At 43.7% G+C, this 15,642-nt stretch carries 16 protein-coding genes and 1 pseudogene; 7 read left to right on the forward strand and 10 right to left on the reverse strand.

Annotated features, from left to right (window positions below; translation table 11 throughout):
- Positions 1-13 precede the first annotated feature (13 nt).
- From BTA31_RS16210 to zapA, 9 genes are all read right to left on the reverse strand, one after another.
- Positions 14-787, reverse strand: a complete 774-nt coding sequence (locus tag BTA31_RS16210; RefSeq protein ID WP_076793176.1) for an electron transfer flavoprotein subunit beta/FixA family protein — start codon at positions 785-787, stop codon at positions 14-16.
- Positions 788-818: 31 nt separating this feature from the next.
- Positions 819-1,595 carry an enoyl-CoA hydratase gene (locus tag BTA31_RS16215; protein ID WP_076793177.1) on the reverse strand — a complete coding sequence of 259 codons (777 nt, stop codon included), beginning with the start codon at positions 1,593-1,595 and terminating at the stop codon, positions 819-821.
- Between the two features lie 2 nt (positions 1,596-1,597).
- Positions 1,598-2,200, reverse strand: coding sequence for a TetR/AcrR family transcriptional regulator (locus BTA31_RS16220; protein ID WP_076793178.1), 603 nt, complete (start codon positions 2,198-2,200; stop codon positions 1,598-1,600).
- Between the two features lie 141 nt (positions 2,201-2,341).
- Positions 2,342-4,021 carry an AMP-binding protein gene (locus BTA31_RS16225; protein WP_076793179.1) on the reverse strand — a complete coding sequence of 560 codons (1,680 nt, stop codon included), beginning with the start codon at positions 4,019-4,021 and terminating at the stop codon, positions 2,342-2,344.
- Between the two features lie 207 nt (positions 4,022-4,228).
- On the reverse strand, positions 4,229-4,633 hold the full coding sequence (locus tag BTA31_RS16230; protein ID WP_003184198.1) for a DUF350 domain-containing protein: 405 nt from the start codon (positions 4,631-4,633) through the stop codon (positions 4,229-4,231).
- An 18-nt stretch (positions 4,634-4,651) separates the two neighbouring features.
- Entirely contained in the window at positions 4,652-7,009 is a 2,358-nt protein-coding gene (locus tag BTA31_RS16235) for an endonuclease MutS2 (protein WP_076793180.1), read from the reverse strand.
- Between the two features lie 16 nt (positions 7,010-7,025).
- Entirely contained in the window at positions 7,026-8,741 is a 1,716-nt protein-coding gene (gene polX, locus BTA31_RS16240; protein ID WP_076793181.1) for a DNA polymerase/3'-5' exonuclease PolX, read from the reverse strand.
- Positions 8,742-8,885: 144 nt separating this feature from the next.
- Entirely contained in the window at positions 8,886-9,422 is a 537-nt protein-coding gene (locus BTA31_RS16245) for a CvpA family protein (RefSeq protein WP_076793182.1), read from the reverse strand.
- A gap of 8 nt (positions 9,423-9,430) precedes the next feature.
- Positions 9,431-9,688: a cell division protein ZapA gene (gene zapA / locus BTA31_RS16250; protein ID WP_043926621.1), complete on the reverse strand. Its 258-nt coding sequence runs from the start codon at positions 9,686-9,688 to the stop codon at positions 9,431-9,433.
- 151 nt (positions 9,689-9,839) lie between these two features.
- On the opposite strand from zapA, the gene rnhC reads away from it, so the two are divergent.
- From rnhC to BTA31_RS16265, 3 genes are all read left to right on the forward strand, one after another.
- The gene (gene rnhC / locus BTA31_RS16255) at positions 9,840-10,781 is read left to right on the forward strand and encodes a ribonuclease HIII (RefSeq protein ID WP_076793183.1); all 942 of its coding nucleotides are present in this window, start codon (positions 9,840-9,842) and stop codon (positions 10,779-10,781) included.
- A gap of 334 nt (positions 10,782-11,115) precedes the next feature.
- A complete protein-coding gene (locus BTA31_RS23665; protein WP_076793184.1) occupies positions 11,116-11,322 on the forward strand; it encodes a hypothetical protein in 207 nt (68 codons plus the stop codon).
- A gap of 203 nt (positions 11,323-11,525) precedes the next feature.
- Complete coding sequence (locus BTA31_RS16265; protein WP_239693224.1) at positions 11,526-12,047, forward strand: hypothetical protein; 522 nt, start codon at positions 11,526-11,528, stop codon at positions 12,045-12,047.
- A gap of 170 nt (positions 12,048-12,217) precedes the next feature.
- Here BTA31_RS16265 and BTA31_RS23730 read toward each other — a convergent pair.
- Positions 12,218-12,322 (reverse strand): annotated as a pseudogene (locus BTA31_RS23730) (hypothetical protein); the annotation flags it as partial.
- A 306-nt stretch (positions 12,323-12,628) separates the two neighbouring features.
- On the opposite strand from BTA31_RS23730, the gene BTA31_RS16270 reads away from it, so the two are divergent.
- The 4 genes from BTA31_RS16270 (at position 12,629) to BTA31_RS16285 (ending at position 15,636) form a co-directional block, all read left to right on the forward strand.
- Complete coding sequence (locus BTA31_RS16270; protein WP_003184214.1) at positions 12,629-12,928, forward strand: hypothetical protein; 300 nt, start codon at positions 12,629-12,631, stop codon at positions 12,926-12,928.
- 71 nt (positions 12,929-12,999) lie between these two features.
- Positions 13,000-14,442 carry a hypothetical protein gene (locus BTA31_RS16275; RefSeq protein ID WP_076793185.1) on the forward strand — a complete coding sequence of 481 codons (1,443 nt, stop codon included), beginning with the start codon at positions 13,000-13,002 and terminating at the stop codon, positions 14,440-14,442.
- An 8-nt stretch (positions 14,443-14,450) separates the two neighbouring features.
- The gene (locus BTA31_RS16280; RefSeq protein WP_009329341.1) at positions 14,451-15,143 is read left to right on the forward strand and encodes an ABC transporter ATP-binding protein; all 693 of its coding nucleotides are present in this window, start codon (positions 14,451-14,453) and stop codon (positions 15,141-15,143) included.
- Positions 15,100-15,636, forward strand: coding sequence for a stage II sporulation protein M (locus BTA31_RS16285; RefSeq protein ID WP_003184221.1), 537 nt, complete (start codon positions 15,100-15,102; stop codon positions 15,634-15,636). Before BTA31_RS16280 ends, BTA31_RS16285 begins: the two co-directional genes overlap by 44 nt.
- The last annotated feature ends 6 nt before the right edge of the window (positions 15,637-15,642 follow it).

Genomic DNA, 15,642 nt, shown 5'->3' on the forward strand with positions numbered 1-15,642 from the left:
TCTCCCTTCGGCTTCAAACGACCTTTGCTTCGCTTCTCAGCAGTGATACAAGGTCTGCCGCCTGCTGCTCCGGTTCCCCTTCAAGGATTTTCCCGGCTTCTTTTTTCGGAGGCAGGAATCGTTCGATCGTTTTTGTTTTGGCGGCCACGTCTTCCTCGTCGATATCCAGATCATCAAGCTCAAGCTCCTCGAGAGGCTTTTTCTTCGCCTTCATGATTCCCGGAAGAGATGGATAACGCGGCTCGTTTAACCCCTGCTGTGCAGTCGCTACGATTGGAAGCGACGTTTGGATCACTTCAAGGTCGCCCTCGGCGTCGCGTTCCGCTTCAACATCTCCGCCGTTTACCGTCAGCTTTGTAATCGTCGTAATACAAGGGATGCCGAGCAGCTCAGCCAAACGAGGCGCCACCTGTCCTGATCCCCCGTCGATCGCCACATTCCCGCCGAGTATAATGTCGTACTCGCGGTCTTTCAAATAGTTGTAAAGGATGGCTGAAGCCGTATATTGGTCCGCTTCTTCCAGGTCGTCTTCAATGTTGATCAGAACGGCTTTGTCGCACCCCATCGCCAGAGCCGTCCTGAGTTCTTTTTCAGCTTCCTCCTCGCCGACTGTGACGACCGTAATTTCACCGCCGTGCTTCTCCTTCAGCTGAAGCGCTTCTTCAATGGCGTACTCATCGTACGGATTAATGATGAATTCCGCTCCGTCCGTGTTGATTTCCCCTTGTTCAATCTGAATTTTCTCCTCTGTATCAAACGTGCGCTTCATTAAGACATAAATGTTCATGTTCTATTCATCCCCTTTGTTTTCACGTTTGTTATTTCCCTTTAAAATGCGGCTTCCGCTTTTCAAGAAATGCCTGAATCCCTTCCTTCGCATCCTCGGATTGGAACACTTCGCCGAAGTATTTCCCTTCTAGCTTGAGGCCGCCTTCATACGAATACACTTTGCTCGAATTCAGGAGTTCAATGACATAAGCCATCGTCTGCGGACTTTTTTCAGCGAATTTTTGCGCGAGCTCTTGTGCCTTTTGCAGCACTTCTTCTTCATTCGCCGCCAAAATCGTGACAAGGCCGTATTCAAAAGCTTCCTTGCCGGATATCGGCTCTGATGTCCCGATCATTTCAAGCGCTTTGGCGGTGCCCACATACTTCGGAAGGCGCTGCGTTCCCGCAAAGCCGGGAATGATTCCGAGATTCAGTTCTGGAAGGCCGAGCTTAGCGCTTTCCTCGGCAATCCGGATGTGGCATGCCATCGCAAGCTCCAGACCGCCTCCAAGAGCAGCCCCGTGAATCGCGGCAATCACCGGTTTTGGAAAAGATTCTACTTTTTCGAAAATCTGCTGGCCTTTATCAGCCAAATTCGCATAATCAGACCCGTCCATCAATGATGTAAACTCTTTAATATCAGCGCCTGCCGAGAAAAATCTTCCTTCCCCGTGAATCACGACGCTTCTGACATCCTGGCGTTCTGAAAGTTCATCAAGGCATGCGGAAAGATCTTCGAGCACTTGCGTCGATAGCGCATTTGCCGGCGGGTGCTGAATCGTAATGGTCGCGACATGGCCGTCTACGACGTATGATAATGCTGCCATTTTTATTCCTCCTCCTTCGTCTTCTGGCTGCTGAACCCGTGGATCAGCAATTCATGAATGCTGTCTGCCAGGTTTGGCAGATCGTATTTTTGATCATTCATCACCCAGGTTGTAACCGTCTCATCCACCGTACCGAAAATCATCTGCTTCGCCAGGCGGACGTCAAGCGTGCTCTTAAATTCTCCCGCTTCTTTTCCTTCGGTGATGATGTCTTCCAGGATCGTTAAGTACCCTTTGAGAATCTCATTGATTTTCAGCCTCAGCTCAAGATTCGACTGCCTCAGCTCAAGCTGGGTGACAATCGCGAGATGGCGATCGCTGCTGAGAAGTTCAAAGTGCTTTTTGATGAACAGCGAAAGCTTTTCTGTCGCCGAATTTTTCGCTTTCATTTCTTCGTTCATCTGCTCGATAAACTGTCCCATTTTCTCTTTGAATAATGAGATGAGAATGTCTTCTTTGTTTTTAAAATAAAGATAAATGGTGCCGTCCGCCACTCCGGCCTGCTTGGCGATTTTTGAAACTTGCGCCTGATGGTATCCGTTTTCTGCAATCACAATGACAGCTGCGTCGATAATCTGCATATACTTCGGTCTCTTTTGTTTCAATTGGCTTCGTTCCTTTCAAATTAATGAATGAATACTCATTCATGAGTTAATCGTAAATAAAAATGGACGCTTTGTCAAGAAGCTAAACTCAAATCGCACCACAAAAGCATGCCGTCAAAATCGACGGCAGACTTCGCTTTTTCAGACGCCGGTTTTTTCTTCTTGAACGAGCGCTCTTCTTAAAATCTTTCCGACTGCCGTTTTCGGAAGTTCATCCCTGAACTCATATACTTTCGGCACTTTATAAGGAGCCAGACGCGATCTGGCATATTCGTCCAATTCCTTCTCCGTTATTGTAACATGATCTTTCAGCACAACAAAAGCCTTAACCGTTTCTCCCCTGTATTCATCAGGGATGCCGGCAACGACCGCCTCCTGAACGGCTTCATGCTCGTAGAGCACCTCTTCGATTTCGCGCGGGTAGATGTTGTATCCCCCGGCAATGATCACATCTTTTTTGCGGTCGACGATATAAAAGAAGCCGTCTTTATCCATGTAGCCGATATCTCCGGTAAAAAACCAGCCGTCCCTTAGACTCTGAGCAGTTTCTTCAGCATTGTTCCAGTAGCCTTTCATCACCTGCGGTCCTTTGACGGCGATTTCTCCATGCTCATAAGGCTCGAGAAAACCGCCGGTTTCTTCCGAATAGATCGCCGCGTCTGTACCAGGCCAAGGACACCCGATACTGCCCGCTTTATTCAAATCCCAAATAAAATTCGCGTGAGTGACAGGCGAGGTTTCAGACATTCCATAACCTTCGACAAGCCTTCCGCCCGTCACCTTTTCAAACTGCTGTTTGACTTCAACAGGAAGTGCCGCAGAGCCGCTCAAACAGCTCTTAATTGACGACAGATCATATTGGTGAAGGTCAGGATGGTTCAACAGGGCGATATAAATCGTCGGTGCCCCCGGAAATATCGTCGGCTTTTCTTTATCGATCGTTTTCAGCGCTGTGCGCGCGTCAAATCTCGGCAGCAGGATCATTTCATACCCCTGCTTGATCGTGAAATTCAAGACGGCCGTCATTCCGTAGACGTGAAAAAACGGAACGATCCCCAGCACTTTCTCGTCCCCTTTGTTCAATTGATAAAACCAGGCGGCGCACATCTCCATGTTGGCTAGTATGTTGCGGTGGCTGAGCATGACGCCTTTTGGCGTGCCTGTCGTGCCTCCGGTATACTGCAGGACGGCAATGTCGTGGGCCGGATCGATTTCAATACCCGGCGGACCGCTTGGAACGGGGCGTTTCATGATGGTGCGGAAAAGGTGGGTCGTCTCATTTTCATTGATCTCAACCGACATTTGGTTCTCTTTTTTTTGAACAATCGGGTACAGCAGATTTTTAGGGAAAGGCAAGTAATCTTTTATGCTTGTCGCAATGATGTGCCTAATTTTTGTTAGCGCTTTCATTTTGTATGCCGCCGGGTACAGCATGTCGAGCGTAATGATGGTGGTTGCCCCGCTGTCATGAAGCAGATGTTCAAGCTCCCTTTCCGTATACAGCGGATTTGTCTGGACGACGATGCCGCCGGAGAAAAGTACGCCGTAATACGCGATAACCGCCTGCGGGCAGTTGGGCAGCATGATCGAGACTCTGTCTCCTTTTTGAATGCCGAGTGACAGCAGGTAATCTGCCATTTTTAAAGCGTCCTCGTAAACTTGCCGGTACGAACGTTTTTTTCCGAGAAAATGAATCGCTGTTTTTTCAGAAAACTGTTGGGCGGATTGTTGCAGGATGGAATGGAGTGTTTGATCTTCAAATTGCAGCTCGTGAGGAATTTGTTCGGGATAATGACGCAGCCACGGTTTTTCAGTCGGCATAAGCTCCCCCCTTTTAAACAATATATTCTTGATTTCAGTATATCAAAACAATATTCAGAAAGTCATGATATTTTTTCATTTTTAAAAAGGCGCCCTTTTCAGGACACCTTTTTTAAGCATAAAAGATCATATAAATCAGACCGATAACCACAAATACCCCAGCTGTAAAAAACAGGACTTTCGCTAATTTCTCCATGTTGATCCCCTTTAGATACCCGAAGCCACGACAAATGACAGGCCGACTGAAATGACGAATGAAATGAAGCCGACTGCGCGGTTGTCGTTTTCAATCTCCTTGTCAATTTTAAAGCGCGGCGTCAGAAATTCAAAAATGAAGTAGCCGATCAAAAGCAGGATAAAACCGAACAGCCCCCATCCCATCATTTGCAGCAGGGAATTATGCTGGCTGATCGATTTTTGCAGCACGTTGGCGATGCCTAAAATTTTTCCGCCTGTTGCCATCGCAACCGCCATGTTTCCTTTTTGAATCTCCTCCCAATTTTTATACGTGGTGACGAGTTCAAACACAGATAAAAATATCACAAGACACAAAACGGAAACGCTGTAGTACGCGGCAATTTCCACAAGGTTGTTCTCCCAAAACTCTTTCATCCTTTTAGACTCCCTTTTTTATTTTAATTCGACAATCGTGACGCCTGATCCTCCCTCTCCCGCTTCGCCGAACCGGGAGTTTTTCACACTGCGGTGGGATTTCAATAGGTCCTGGACGCCTTTTCGGAGGGCGCCGGTACCTTTGCCGTGGATGATCGAGACTCTCGGATAGCCCGCAAGTACCGCATCATCCAAGTATTTTTCAACCCGGTGAAGCGCATTTTCATAGCGCTCCCCCCTAAGGTCGAGTTCGAGCGAGACGTGATAATCTTTCCCTTTGACGGCGGCGATCGTTTTTTGTTTTTCGGGTTCGGGTGCCGATTTCAGGAATTCCAGATCCTTTTCCTTGACCTTCATTTTCAGGATGCCGATTTGAACATTCCATTCGGCCGCACCTGTTTTTTCGAGCAGCGTCCCTTTTTGGCCAAAGGTTAAAACCTTGACTTCATCGCCCGGTTTTAATTCGCGCTTGTCCGTTTTTTTCTGAGCCGGCTTTTTCGCTTTTTCAAACGAAGGCACAGCTTCTTCAAGGCGCTTTTTCGCCTCAATTAGCTCATGGTCTTTAAATGCTTTATGGTCTTCTTTGATCATGCGGAGCGACTGGATGATTTCGTCTGCTTCTTTCATCGCTGCTTTGACTTTTTCAGCCGCTTTTTGCTCCGCTTCTTCGTAGAGCTTGTCTTTTTTCTCCTGCCATTCGCTGATCTGCTGTTGCAGGTCGCGGTGAAGGGCTTCAGCCTCCGCGCGGATGACTTCGGTCTCGTTCAGCTCCGCTTCAGCGCGCTTTTTGCTGTCTTCCAGTGATGCGATCATCGTATCAACTTCATTGTGTTCGGCCGTCATCTCCGCTTTTGCGCGGCCGATCAGATAATCAGGCAGCCCGAGGCGCTTCGAAATTTCGAACGCATTGCTTCGGCCGGGCACTCCGATTAAAAGCTTGTAAGTTGGTGATAGTGTATCGATATCAAATTCGACGCTCGCATTAATGACATTTTCACGATTGTAGCCGTATGCCTTCAGCTCCGGGTAATGGGTCGTGGCAATGACGCGTGCGCCTGTCTGGCACACCTCATCAAGGATGCTGATCGCTAGGGCCGCACCTTCCTGCGGGTCTGTTCCGGCGCCGAGCTCGTCAAAAAGCACAAGGCTGTTTTCCGTCATGTCTTTCAAAATATCGACGATGTTGACCATATGGGACGAGAACGTACTTAAGCTTTGTTCGATTGACTGTTCATCGCCGATATCGGCAAATACTTGATCAAATATGGCGGTCTCTGATCCTTCTTCCGCCGGTACGTGCAACCCTGACTGCGCCATCATGGTCAAAAGCCCGAGCGTTTTGAGCGTCACCGTTTTACCGCCCGTGTTCGGGCCCGTGATGACAATTGTCGTATACTCTCCGCCGAGTTCAATATCATTCGGAACGACCTCATCCAGGGGCAAAAGCGGGTGGCGGGCTTGAATCAGGCGGACATAGCCGTCAGCGTTGACAGCCGGTTTAACCGCTTTTGTCGCTTTTGCGTATTTTGCTTTTGCAAAAATAAAGTCCAGCGTCTGGAGCACTTTGACATCGTGAAAAAGTTCATTTGTGTGCTCTGCCGTCTTTTCTGTCAGGACGCGCAAAATCCGTTCAATCTCCTGTTTTTCGTTTACTTTTGCCTGGCGAAGCGCATTGTTCATATCAACAATCGCCTGAGGCTCGATAAACAATGTCGCACCGGAAGACGACTGATCGTGCACGATTCCTCCGTAGCTTGATCTGTACTCCTGTTTGACAGGGATGACAAAACGGTCGTTGCGTATCGTGATGATCGTATCCGAGAGCATTTTTTGCGCAGATGAAGAACGCAGCATCGATTCCAGCCGGTCCCTGATTCTTGATTCAAGCGTCCGCAGCTGCGTCCTGATTCCCCTTAACGTCTCAGATGCGTGGTCAAGCACTTCTCCATGATCATCGATGCACGAATTGATGTCTCTTTCCAATTCGGAAAGCGGAATGAGCTTTTCTGCATATTGGTGAAGACAAGGAATCTCAACCCCGTCTTCGAACAGGCCTTCGAGAAAGTGCTTCATCTGTTTTGCTGCGTATAGCAGACCCGATATTTCGGTCAATTCCGCCGGGCTTAAAATGCTGCCGATTTCTGCCCTTCTTAAAGCTTTTCTAATGTCCGTAAGGCCGCCGAAAGGGGCGCTTCCTTTTAAACGCAGGACGGTTCCTGCTTCATCGACTTCTTCCTGCAGCTTTTTGACTTCTTCGAGCGAACGGGAAGGTTTGAGTTCCAAAAGCATTTCCTTACCCAAAGAAGATGCCGCATGCTCTGTGAGCTGTTCTTTTACTTTATGAAATTCAAGTGCTGATAGCGCTTTTTGCTGCAACGTCCATTAAACCTCCTTAAGATCGATGGCGCGACAAAAATGCCTGGACTTCTTCAAAGGAGCGGGTATTTAATACATTGGCCTTTGGCGTCCATCCTTTTCTCGCTGCCGTAACGCCCGTTTTCATATCATCAAGCATCGCTGTGTTGTGGGCATCCGTATTAATAACGAGTGTCACTCCGGCAGCATTCGCTTTCATCAAGTGTTCCATCCTGAGGTCGAGCCGCGCTGGATTTGCGTTCAGCTCCAATGCTGTATTCGTTTTTTTCGCAAGCTCGATCAGCTGGTCAATATCGACTTCATAACCCGCCCTTCTTCCGATCAGACGGCCGGTCGGATGAGCGATAATGTCAACGTGCTGATTCATCAGCGCGGTTTCAAGCCGCTTCATGATCACGTGCTGCGGCTGCGAAAAGCTTGAGTGAATGGAAGCAATGACAAGATCCATTTCCGCCAGCAGCTCATCGTCATAATCAAGTGTTCCGTCAGGCAGGATGTCCATTTCTACGCCTTTAAAAATATGAAAATCGGTAAATTCCTTATTCAGTTCATCAATTTCCTTCGCCTGCATACGGAGGCGCTCAGGCGTCAAACCGCCTGCGACCTTTAAATATTGGGAATGGTCTGTGATCGCCATATAGCGGTACCCTTTTGCCATACATGCTTCCGCCATTTCCCTGATCGAAAAAGCACCGTCGCTCCAAGCCGAGTGCATATGAAGATCTCCTTGAATATCCTCGGCGGAAACGAGTCCGATGTCATCGCTGTAGTCCTCGACTTCTCTTCCCGTCTCCCGCAGTTCGGGCGGAATAAACGGAAGCCCGAAATGGGCAAAAAACTCTTTTTCGCTTGAGAAAGTTTTAATTTCTCCAGTTTCAACGGTTTCGACGCCGTATTCACTGATTCTTTCGCCTTTTTCTTTGGCAAGCTGGCGCATTTTGATATTGTGGTCTTTTGATCCGGTAAAATGATGAAGCGTCGTTGGGAACTGTTCCTCTGTCACCAGCCGGAAATCCGCACTAATTTCATATTCAAACGCAAATGTGAGAGACACTTTCGTATCTCCTGCGGCAATGACTTCCTTGATGTTCGAAAGCTTTAAGAGCCCTTCACGAACAAGTTCCGGATCAGTGACAGCCATAATGTAATCGAGGTCTTTCACCGTTTCTTTGGCGCGACGCAGGCTTCCGGCCCGCGAAAACTTGATGAGACCCTCGAGCCCTTCAAGCTGCTCTTCGATGATGTCAGCGACGGCCAAAGCGACCGCGATCGGGTACCGTTCAGGGCGTTTTCCCGCTTCACCCAAAGCCTGCAGGATTTTTTCTTCGGTTTTTTTTCCGAATCCGGCAAGCCCCTGAACCTTTTGCTGTTCGCAGGCCTCTTTTAAAGATGCCGCATCACAGACGCCGAGCTCCTGATACAGCTTGGCGATTTTTTTGCCGCCGAGACCCGGAAGCTTCAAAAGCGGGACAAGTCCTTTCGGAACCTCTTCCTTTAATCGTTCCAGCGTTCCGGATGCTCCCGTGTCCATATATTCCTTAATGACAGCGTATGTGCCTTTGCCGATCCCGGACAGGGACGTCATATCATCGATTTCCGAGAGGCTCCGGTCGTCTTGTTCAAGAGCTGCCGCAGCCTTTCTGAAAGCGGAGATTTTAAACGGGTTGTCCCCTTTTAGTTCCATATATATCGCAATCGTTTCAAGCAATTTGATGATATCTTTTTTATGCATGTTGTTCACCTCTTGTTTCCCCCTCGTTCATCCTGCTTCAATCATACAAATTTTTGGCTGATCCTACAACAAACAGGCATATCCGACAGCTTCCGGGGTTCACAAGAGCCCCGAAAAAAAACTTCCCTACAAACAGAGAAGTTTTTACAAAGATCCGTACTGATGCAGCAGATTGTTTAACATGTTTGATAAAAACGGTGTTTTATGAATGATCAAATCAGCCATGACTGAACCGGCCATCATGTTTTGCAGGACATCAATCGGCAGAAGCGTTCCGATGAACAGAACGACAAACACGAACAGATAGATTTCCGCAAAACCGAGCACGGCTCCGAGTATTTGGTTGATCTGTTTGAGAACCGGTATGCTTGCAATGGCATCCAGAAACGATGCGGCAATTCTCAAAAGGATCATCGTCAGGATAAAGAGAATCAAAAACGCAATCATATTGTAATAAGCGCCTTCAAGGCTTCCGTTTACAAACGCCAGCGCAGCCTGGCCGCCCGTAAAGTCGGGAGACGGAATCCAGCCGAGCTTAGGCGCAAGGTCGCCGTAATAGGTTGCGGCCACAGCGATCGCTGCGATAAACGTAACCAAACGGATAAACTGGCGGATAAACCCTCTTTTGAGTCCAATAAACAAACCGGACAAAAGCAAAATGATAATGATGATATCTAACATCGTGATGTTCAATCCTTTTCTTTAATTTGTCCTTTTAATCTCTCAAGCTCTTCCTTCAGCTTCAAATAATCGTGAACCACATTTACAGCCGTCAAAACGGCCAGTTTATTTATATCAAGATACGGATTTTTTTCGTTGATTTCTCTCATTTTATCATCCACAATCGAGGCAACGTGCCTCATATGGCTCTTGCTCTCATCGCCGATAATTGTGAATTGCTGACCGTAGATGTCAACTATTGTTTTCGTTTTTTGACCATCAGACAACGTTTCTCCTCCATTCCAATTATGCGAGAATCCTAGTCTATATCATAACATGTTTACAGATTGAATGGAAAGACGAGCCCTCCGCTGTTATGATACACTTATAAAAACAATGATTTAGCGTGTTTAAGCAGCTAATAAAGGAGATTAAAATGTGTCACATTCTGTTTTAAAAGTTCCCCCGTCTGTTATTGAACGGATGCAAAGCCACTACGGGCCTCACATGACTTCACTCTCGGTGCAGGGCGCAGTTTTCCAGGCCAAACCCCAAGGGTGCACCATTACAGCATACCGGTCGGGAAAGGTGCTGTTCCAAGGAAAAAACGCGGAAAAGGAAGCGGAGCGCTGGGCGGCGGATACTGAAACACCGGCTGCCAAAAAGCCCGCATCCAAAAAAAGCATCCCGTCCGTCTATCAGCCGCCTGAAGGCATCGGTTCCATGTCTGTGATCGGCTCTGATGAAGTCGGGACAGGCGATTATTTCGGCCCGATCACCGTCGCGTGCGTATACGCTGACAAAACAAAGCTGCCGCTGTTAAAGGAACTCGGTGTTAAAGATTCGAAAAACTTAAAAGATCCGCAAATCGTTCAGATCGCGCGCGACTTAATCAAGACAGTCCCTTACAGCCTGCTCGTCTTGAGAAACGAAAAGTATAATGAAATGCAGGAAAAAGGGATGAGCCAGGGAAAAATGAAGGCCCTTCTCCACAACCAGGCGATCGGCAACCTTCTCAAAAAATTGGACGGAACCCGGCCCGAAGCGATTTTAATCGATCAGTTCGCCGAACCGGCCGTTTACTTCAAGCATCTGGCAGGCAAAACCGCCGTCAAAGAACGTACATATTTCAGCACAAAAGCGGAAGGCATCCATCTTTCAGTTGCAGCGGCTTCGATCATCGCACGCTATTCATTTTTAACGGAAATGGATAAGCTGTCAAAACAAGCCGGCATTACGCTCCCGAAAGGAGCGGGCCCGCTCGTCGATGAAGCCGGCGCCAAGCTGATCAAGAAACACGGCGAAGGCGCATTGCGGGTATTCACAAAGCGGCATTTTGCCAATACGCAGAAAGCGAAGCGGATTGCGTCGAAACGGTAAGCGGTGCGGACTAGGCTGGATAAGCGGGTCCGTTGCAACTGAACCCGCATATTCCACCAGAATATTAACAATAAACGGAAAATAAGGATTGAAAATTCAAATTAATTGTAGTATATTAAACAAACTTAGAATTGAAGCCCCTTATACAGGGGCTTTAATTGTTCCAACAGAGGCAAAGCGATATCAAGCGCTAGGCTGAATTGCTTCATGATATTGTCTTTTAATATGGCCCATATTCAATTATCTCAATTTTCAGCTTACTGCACACCAGATGTCTTTTGAATGTGTACTCCTTTGTTTCTGGATACTTCTAAGATATAAGGCGGGGATTTGGATGAAGAAATCAAGTTCATTTGGCATTCTTTTAATTATTTCAGCTCTCATAATATCAATGTATTTTATGTTAAATACAAAGGCTTTGATACCTTCAGGATATGACTTAGCCATTCATGGAATCGTGATTTCAAGAACTTTAATGATTGTGTTCACTTTGTACTTACTTTCTAAATTGGGATATTTTCTTCTAAATAAAAAAGATTAGCTTAATCGAGCTAATCTTTAATATATTTTACACCTTTTTTCAAGCAAACTGAAATTCAGACACCCTGCTGAATTTTGACCGGCTGTGAAATGTTTGAACCTTCTCTTCTTTATATGGCGAAATCATAGACCTCTATGGATGACTATTGCGAATATCTCCGCATTCCTTCTCATACAAATCGACAGACTCAGAAAGGAGTCACCATGTCAAAAATAAAATGGATCATCACGCTCTCCATATGCGCAGCTCTGGCATTTTCTCTCTTTATTTTCTTCAACAAGGCGAACTTTACAGAGGCCAGCGAAAATAAAGAAACCGGGCTTTTCTTTGCCCGAAACTACATCAGCTATATGATGGAAGACGAGACGATGTCGTTTAACATTTTCGGCCTGCAAAAAGCAAACGCCGGCGTTCCGCTAAGCGGTGAGACGGTTACGTCGCTCGCTTTTGATAACAATCATATACAAATCAGCGATTACAAGGTTGAAACAGGGATTCGCCATAAAGGCTATACGCTCGTCAACATCATCGTAGATGTCCGGGTCTCAAGCGATAAACCGGAAAAAGCGGATCAGCTGCTGATATCTTTTAACGGACGTGTAGAGAAGCATTTCAAATCGGAAAGATCACCCTTCAAAACCATCACAATGTTCGAAGCGGCGATCTGTCGCCTGCCGGTCAATATACTGCAGGATATCCAAAACCGTCCTTGGACGTTCGGCTGAAAAACAATCTCGCAAAAGATATTTCCCTTGAAAAGATCACCGATCTAAACGGCGTCATGGCGTATACATTTGACAAGGGGACCGCCATTCAAGCGAAACAAAGCAAACACATCGTCGTCCCGTCTTTTCATATGACAGGCGAATATGATTTTTATACGGTCACCCCTGTTTTACGTTATACTGCAGCAGGGAAGCGGAATCAATACAGCCTGATACGTATCTTCAAGTGCCTTCAGCACTTGGTCGTGAACTTTTGTCACTTCTTCCTTGGCTAGGATTTTAATATGCGGGCTATAAATGCCTTTTTCCAGAATTCTTGAGAATTGAGTCATGAATTTCGTTCTATACAGAGGAGATATCGCCCCCCCTAACAAGACTATATTAAACTACTAACATTCTATCTAAACACAGTATATTCGATATATTCAACCAATAAAAATAAGAAAATGAGATTGTAATTCCTTTCTAAAAAGAAACTTTTGATTTATATATCAATAAAAATAGAATAGATAATTCGTTCTATTTACTAAAATAACCATAAGTGTAATAATAGCCCTACAAGAGACAAAGGGGGTGAAAATATGACAATTTCTAAAAAACAACGCATCAACGCTTCTTTAGCCTTAGGTCTACTTTTTACACTTACATTTTTCACAATGTTATACGCAACAACAGCACCAGTTTTACCGATTGCAGACCTAGCAGCAACCTATCCTCAGATTCCGGGATGGGCTCTTACTTCAATTAGTGCCATCTTAAATGCTGCTGGCACTGTTGGAGCAATTGCAGCGGTTCTAGGGACTTTTGGACTCGGAGCGATTGCATCCCTAGTTTTTTCCTATGCAAAAAAATACGGAATTAGATATGCTATCGCTTACTAATAAGTTTTAATTTAGGAAAGGGTATTATTTAAAATGCCCTTTCCTCCACATTTAAGTCAGGATGGTTTTCAATGAATAATAAATACTTAATTTATTCAAAAATTCTTTTAACCAACGACATTCGAAAATTTAATACTAAAAGCAAATGGCTTGCATTATTCGTATTGATATTGTCATTCGTTGTTTTCCCTTTAATAATTGGCAGCTTTGCTGGGTACATCATTAAAAATCTAGTCATCATTCATCTTTCTTTTTTTCTGTTTATCCTTACTGTAAATATTGATAAAAGTATTTTCAGAGTTATGTTTTCCTCTGACAAAAAACAAATGGCCATTCTGGGAATCAAATTGGATCAATTTATATTAGGAAAAGATATTAGTAAATTTTATAGTTCATTTTTATCTTTAATATCTTTTTATGTTGGTTCATCGATTGTATATTATCTCATTCATCAGTCTTTGGAAGAAATCTTCGCGATTGCTGTGATTGGTTTATTGTCCGCTATACTAGGATATTTGCTTAGACTTCATTTTATAAGGCTATTAGTATTGCCTAAATTCATAAATGTCTCAAGCATTATTGGCTTTTTCACAAATGGAATTTTAATTCTTTGGATCTTTTTTATACTCAAATATAATTTGTTATTTCTAAACATCAATAATATGCGAATTTTTTCAATATCTATACCAATAATGGTATCTTTAACAATCCTGTTAATTATAGTGTGGTATAAAAGTTTAAGAAACCTTTCCATTTTTAATGATCATTTAAATAGCAAGACTGATACAAATTTGAAGAAGTCTAGAGAGAGCAGAAGCCTTCTATATTACGAGCTGATCCTTCTATATAGGAACCCGCCTGTAAGGTGGTCGGTTTTATTATTTATTTTAAGTTTATCAGCAGGTTTACTAACAATCATTTTGTATGGTTTTAACACTGATCGATTTGCAGACACTGGAATTTCCAACGAATTCAGCTTTATGTTCAGCGTGCTGTTCCCGTTAGTCTTTATCTCTATCATGATTCAATCATTGGTTTCTTTTGATATTGATGGTCTTATTATACCTTTGAATCAGCACAAGCCAAACTTTATTAAAAACAAAATAAAAGCAAAAACCAAAATCTCTGTCTTAGCACATGTGTTATTTGTTTTAATCTATGCTGCGATTTCAAATTTTTATATAAAACCGGATCATTTTATTGCATTATCCATTATCTTATTGATGATAGCTGTTACTTTGGGGTTAAGCTGTCTCACTTCAACTATATTGTTTCCATATTTTAAATGGGATTACATTTATCAAGTTCCCAGTACTTTAAGCAAAATCTTTCTTAATTTAGTATTTGGATTACTAATAGGGTTAGCCATTGTTTCAACTTACAACAAAGTTTTGTATGTTGTTATTTTTATCACTTTGTTATGTATCATAACGCTGCTGCACTCCATAAACAAGCAAATATGGAAATCAACAATCAACAAAAATTACATATCAATAAAATCTTTATTCGAGTGAGTGATTATATGCTTAAACTGCAAAATATATCAAAAGAATATCCTCAATCCAATTTTAGCATGAAGAATTTAGAATTCGCTTGCGGGCGAAATCAGATTATTGGATTGCTCGGTAAAAACGGAGCAGGAAAAACGACCCTATTAGAAATTATTGCAGGCCTCATTCCTCCGGATAGCGGTGAGGTAGTCGTTGATGGACATCTTACCAATTATTTAGAGAAAATCGGATACCTAGAAGACGATCCAAAATTATTTGAGAATTTAACGTGTTATGAATTAATCAAGTACCAATCTTTATTAATTGAAAAACCATTATCCCAAGAACAAATCATTGAAACCTTAGACATGTTCAGTCTAAAAGAACAAAAAGACCAAATGGCATCTTCGCTATCAAGAGGAATGCGTCAAAGAATGTCTTTTATTCTTTCCACTTTGCATCAACCTGATGTTATCTTGCTTGATGAGCCTTTTACAGGACTTGATCCAAAAAACATGGCGGATATGAAAAAGATTTTAATTAATATTAGAAATCAAAATAGAATTATTATTTTATCCACGCATATCTTACAGTTTGCAGCAGATCTTTGTGATGAGATATTATTTATTAATAACGGAAATATTATCCACACTGAAAAAAAATTAGCCGGGGAGACATTTAATGAAGCCAGCCTTGAAAAAAAATTCCTTGAATACCTATGCTAAATACTCTATTTTGTTCATTATTATTTTTGGTTTCGGTTTTTCTCTTAGCTTTTTTGTATTTCAAGAAATACACGAGACTTACTATGATAGCTTTAAAATATCCAACGCTTTAGAGATTTTTACAAATAACTTAATTGTAGGACTAACTATTTTCTTTCTTGGATTAATCAGTGTTGGTTTCCTATCTAGTGTAGTAGTGTTTTTAAACGGTTATTTCTCAGGGGCAATTTTCTTTTCATATGAGAAGTCTTTAGGTTTTTGGAAATCACTACAATATCTCTTATTTCACGGCCCCTTTGAAATCCTTGCCCTTCTTGCTTTTTATGTAATATCTCTTGATATTTCTTCCCGTTTTTTAAGATTTCTAAAAAAGTCTGAAATAAACCTAATGATTAAGCCGAAAGTAAAAGAGTACACAATAATAATGATAAGTGCAGTAGGCCTTCTAATCTTAGCATCTATTGTCGAATACTACGTAATATTACTAAAATAAGGAGTT

Source organism: Bacillus haynesii, assembly GCF_001969855.1.
In the GTDB taxonomy this organism is placed as follows: Bacteria; Bacillota; Bacilli; order Bacillales; family Bacillaceae; genus Bacillus; species Bacillus haynesii.

What these genes read in the sequence shown, in the direction of transcription:
- BTA31_RS16210 (WP_076793176.1), bottom strand. Translation starts at nt 787, where the DNA reads ATGAACATTTATGTCTTAATGAAGCGCACGTTTGATACAGAGGAGAAA.
- BTA31_RS16215 (WP_076793177.1), bottom strand. Translation starts at nt 1,595, where the DNA reads ATGGCAGCATTATCATACGTCGTAGACGGCCATGTCGCGACCATTACG.
- BTA31_RS16225 (WP_076793179.1), bottom strand. Translation starts at nt 4,021, where the DNA reads ATGCCGACTGAAAAACCGTGGCTGCGTCATTATCCCGAACAAATTCCT.
- BTA31_RS16230 (WP_003184198.1), bottom strand. Translation starts at nt 4,633, where the DNA reads ATGAAAGAGTTTTGGGAGAACAACCTTGTGGAAATTGCCGCGTACTAC.
- polX (WP_076793181.1), bottom strand. Translation starts at nt 8,741, where the DNA reads ATGCATAAAAAAGATATCATCAAATTGCTTGAAACGATTGCGATATAT.
- BTA31_RS16245 (WP_076793182.1), bottom strand. Translation starts at nt 9,422, where the DNA reads ATGTTAGATATCATCATTATCATTTTGCTTTTGTCCGGTTTGTTTATT.
- BTA31_RS23665 (WP_076793184.1), top strand. Translation starts at nt 11,116, where the DNA reads ATGAAGAAATCAAGTTCATTTGGCATTCTTTTAATTATTTCAGCTCTC.
- BTA31_RS16265 (WP_239693224.1), top strand. Translation starts at nt 11,526, where the DNA reads ATGTCAAAAATAAAATGGATCATCACGCTCTCCATATGCGCAGCTCTG.
- BTA31_RS16270 (WP_003184214.1), top strand. Translation starts at nt 12,629, where the DNA reads ATGACAATTTCTAAAAAACAACGCATCAACGCTTCTTTAGCCTTAGGT.
- BTA31_RS16275 (WP_076793185.1), top strand. Translation starts at nt 13,000, where the DNA reads ATGAATAATAAATACTTAATTTATTCAAAAATTCTTTTAACCAACGAC.
- BTA31_RS16280 (WP_009329341.1), top strand. Translation starts at nt 14,451, where the DNA reads ATGCTTAAACTGCAAAATATATCAAAAGAATATCCTCAATCCAATTTT.
- BTA31_RS16285 (WP_003184221.1), top strand. Translation starts at nt 15,100, where the DNA reads ATGAAGCCAGCCTTGAAAAAAAATTCCTTGAATACCTATGCTAAATAC.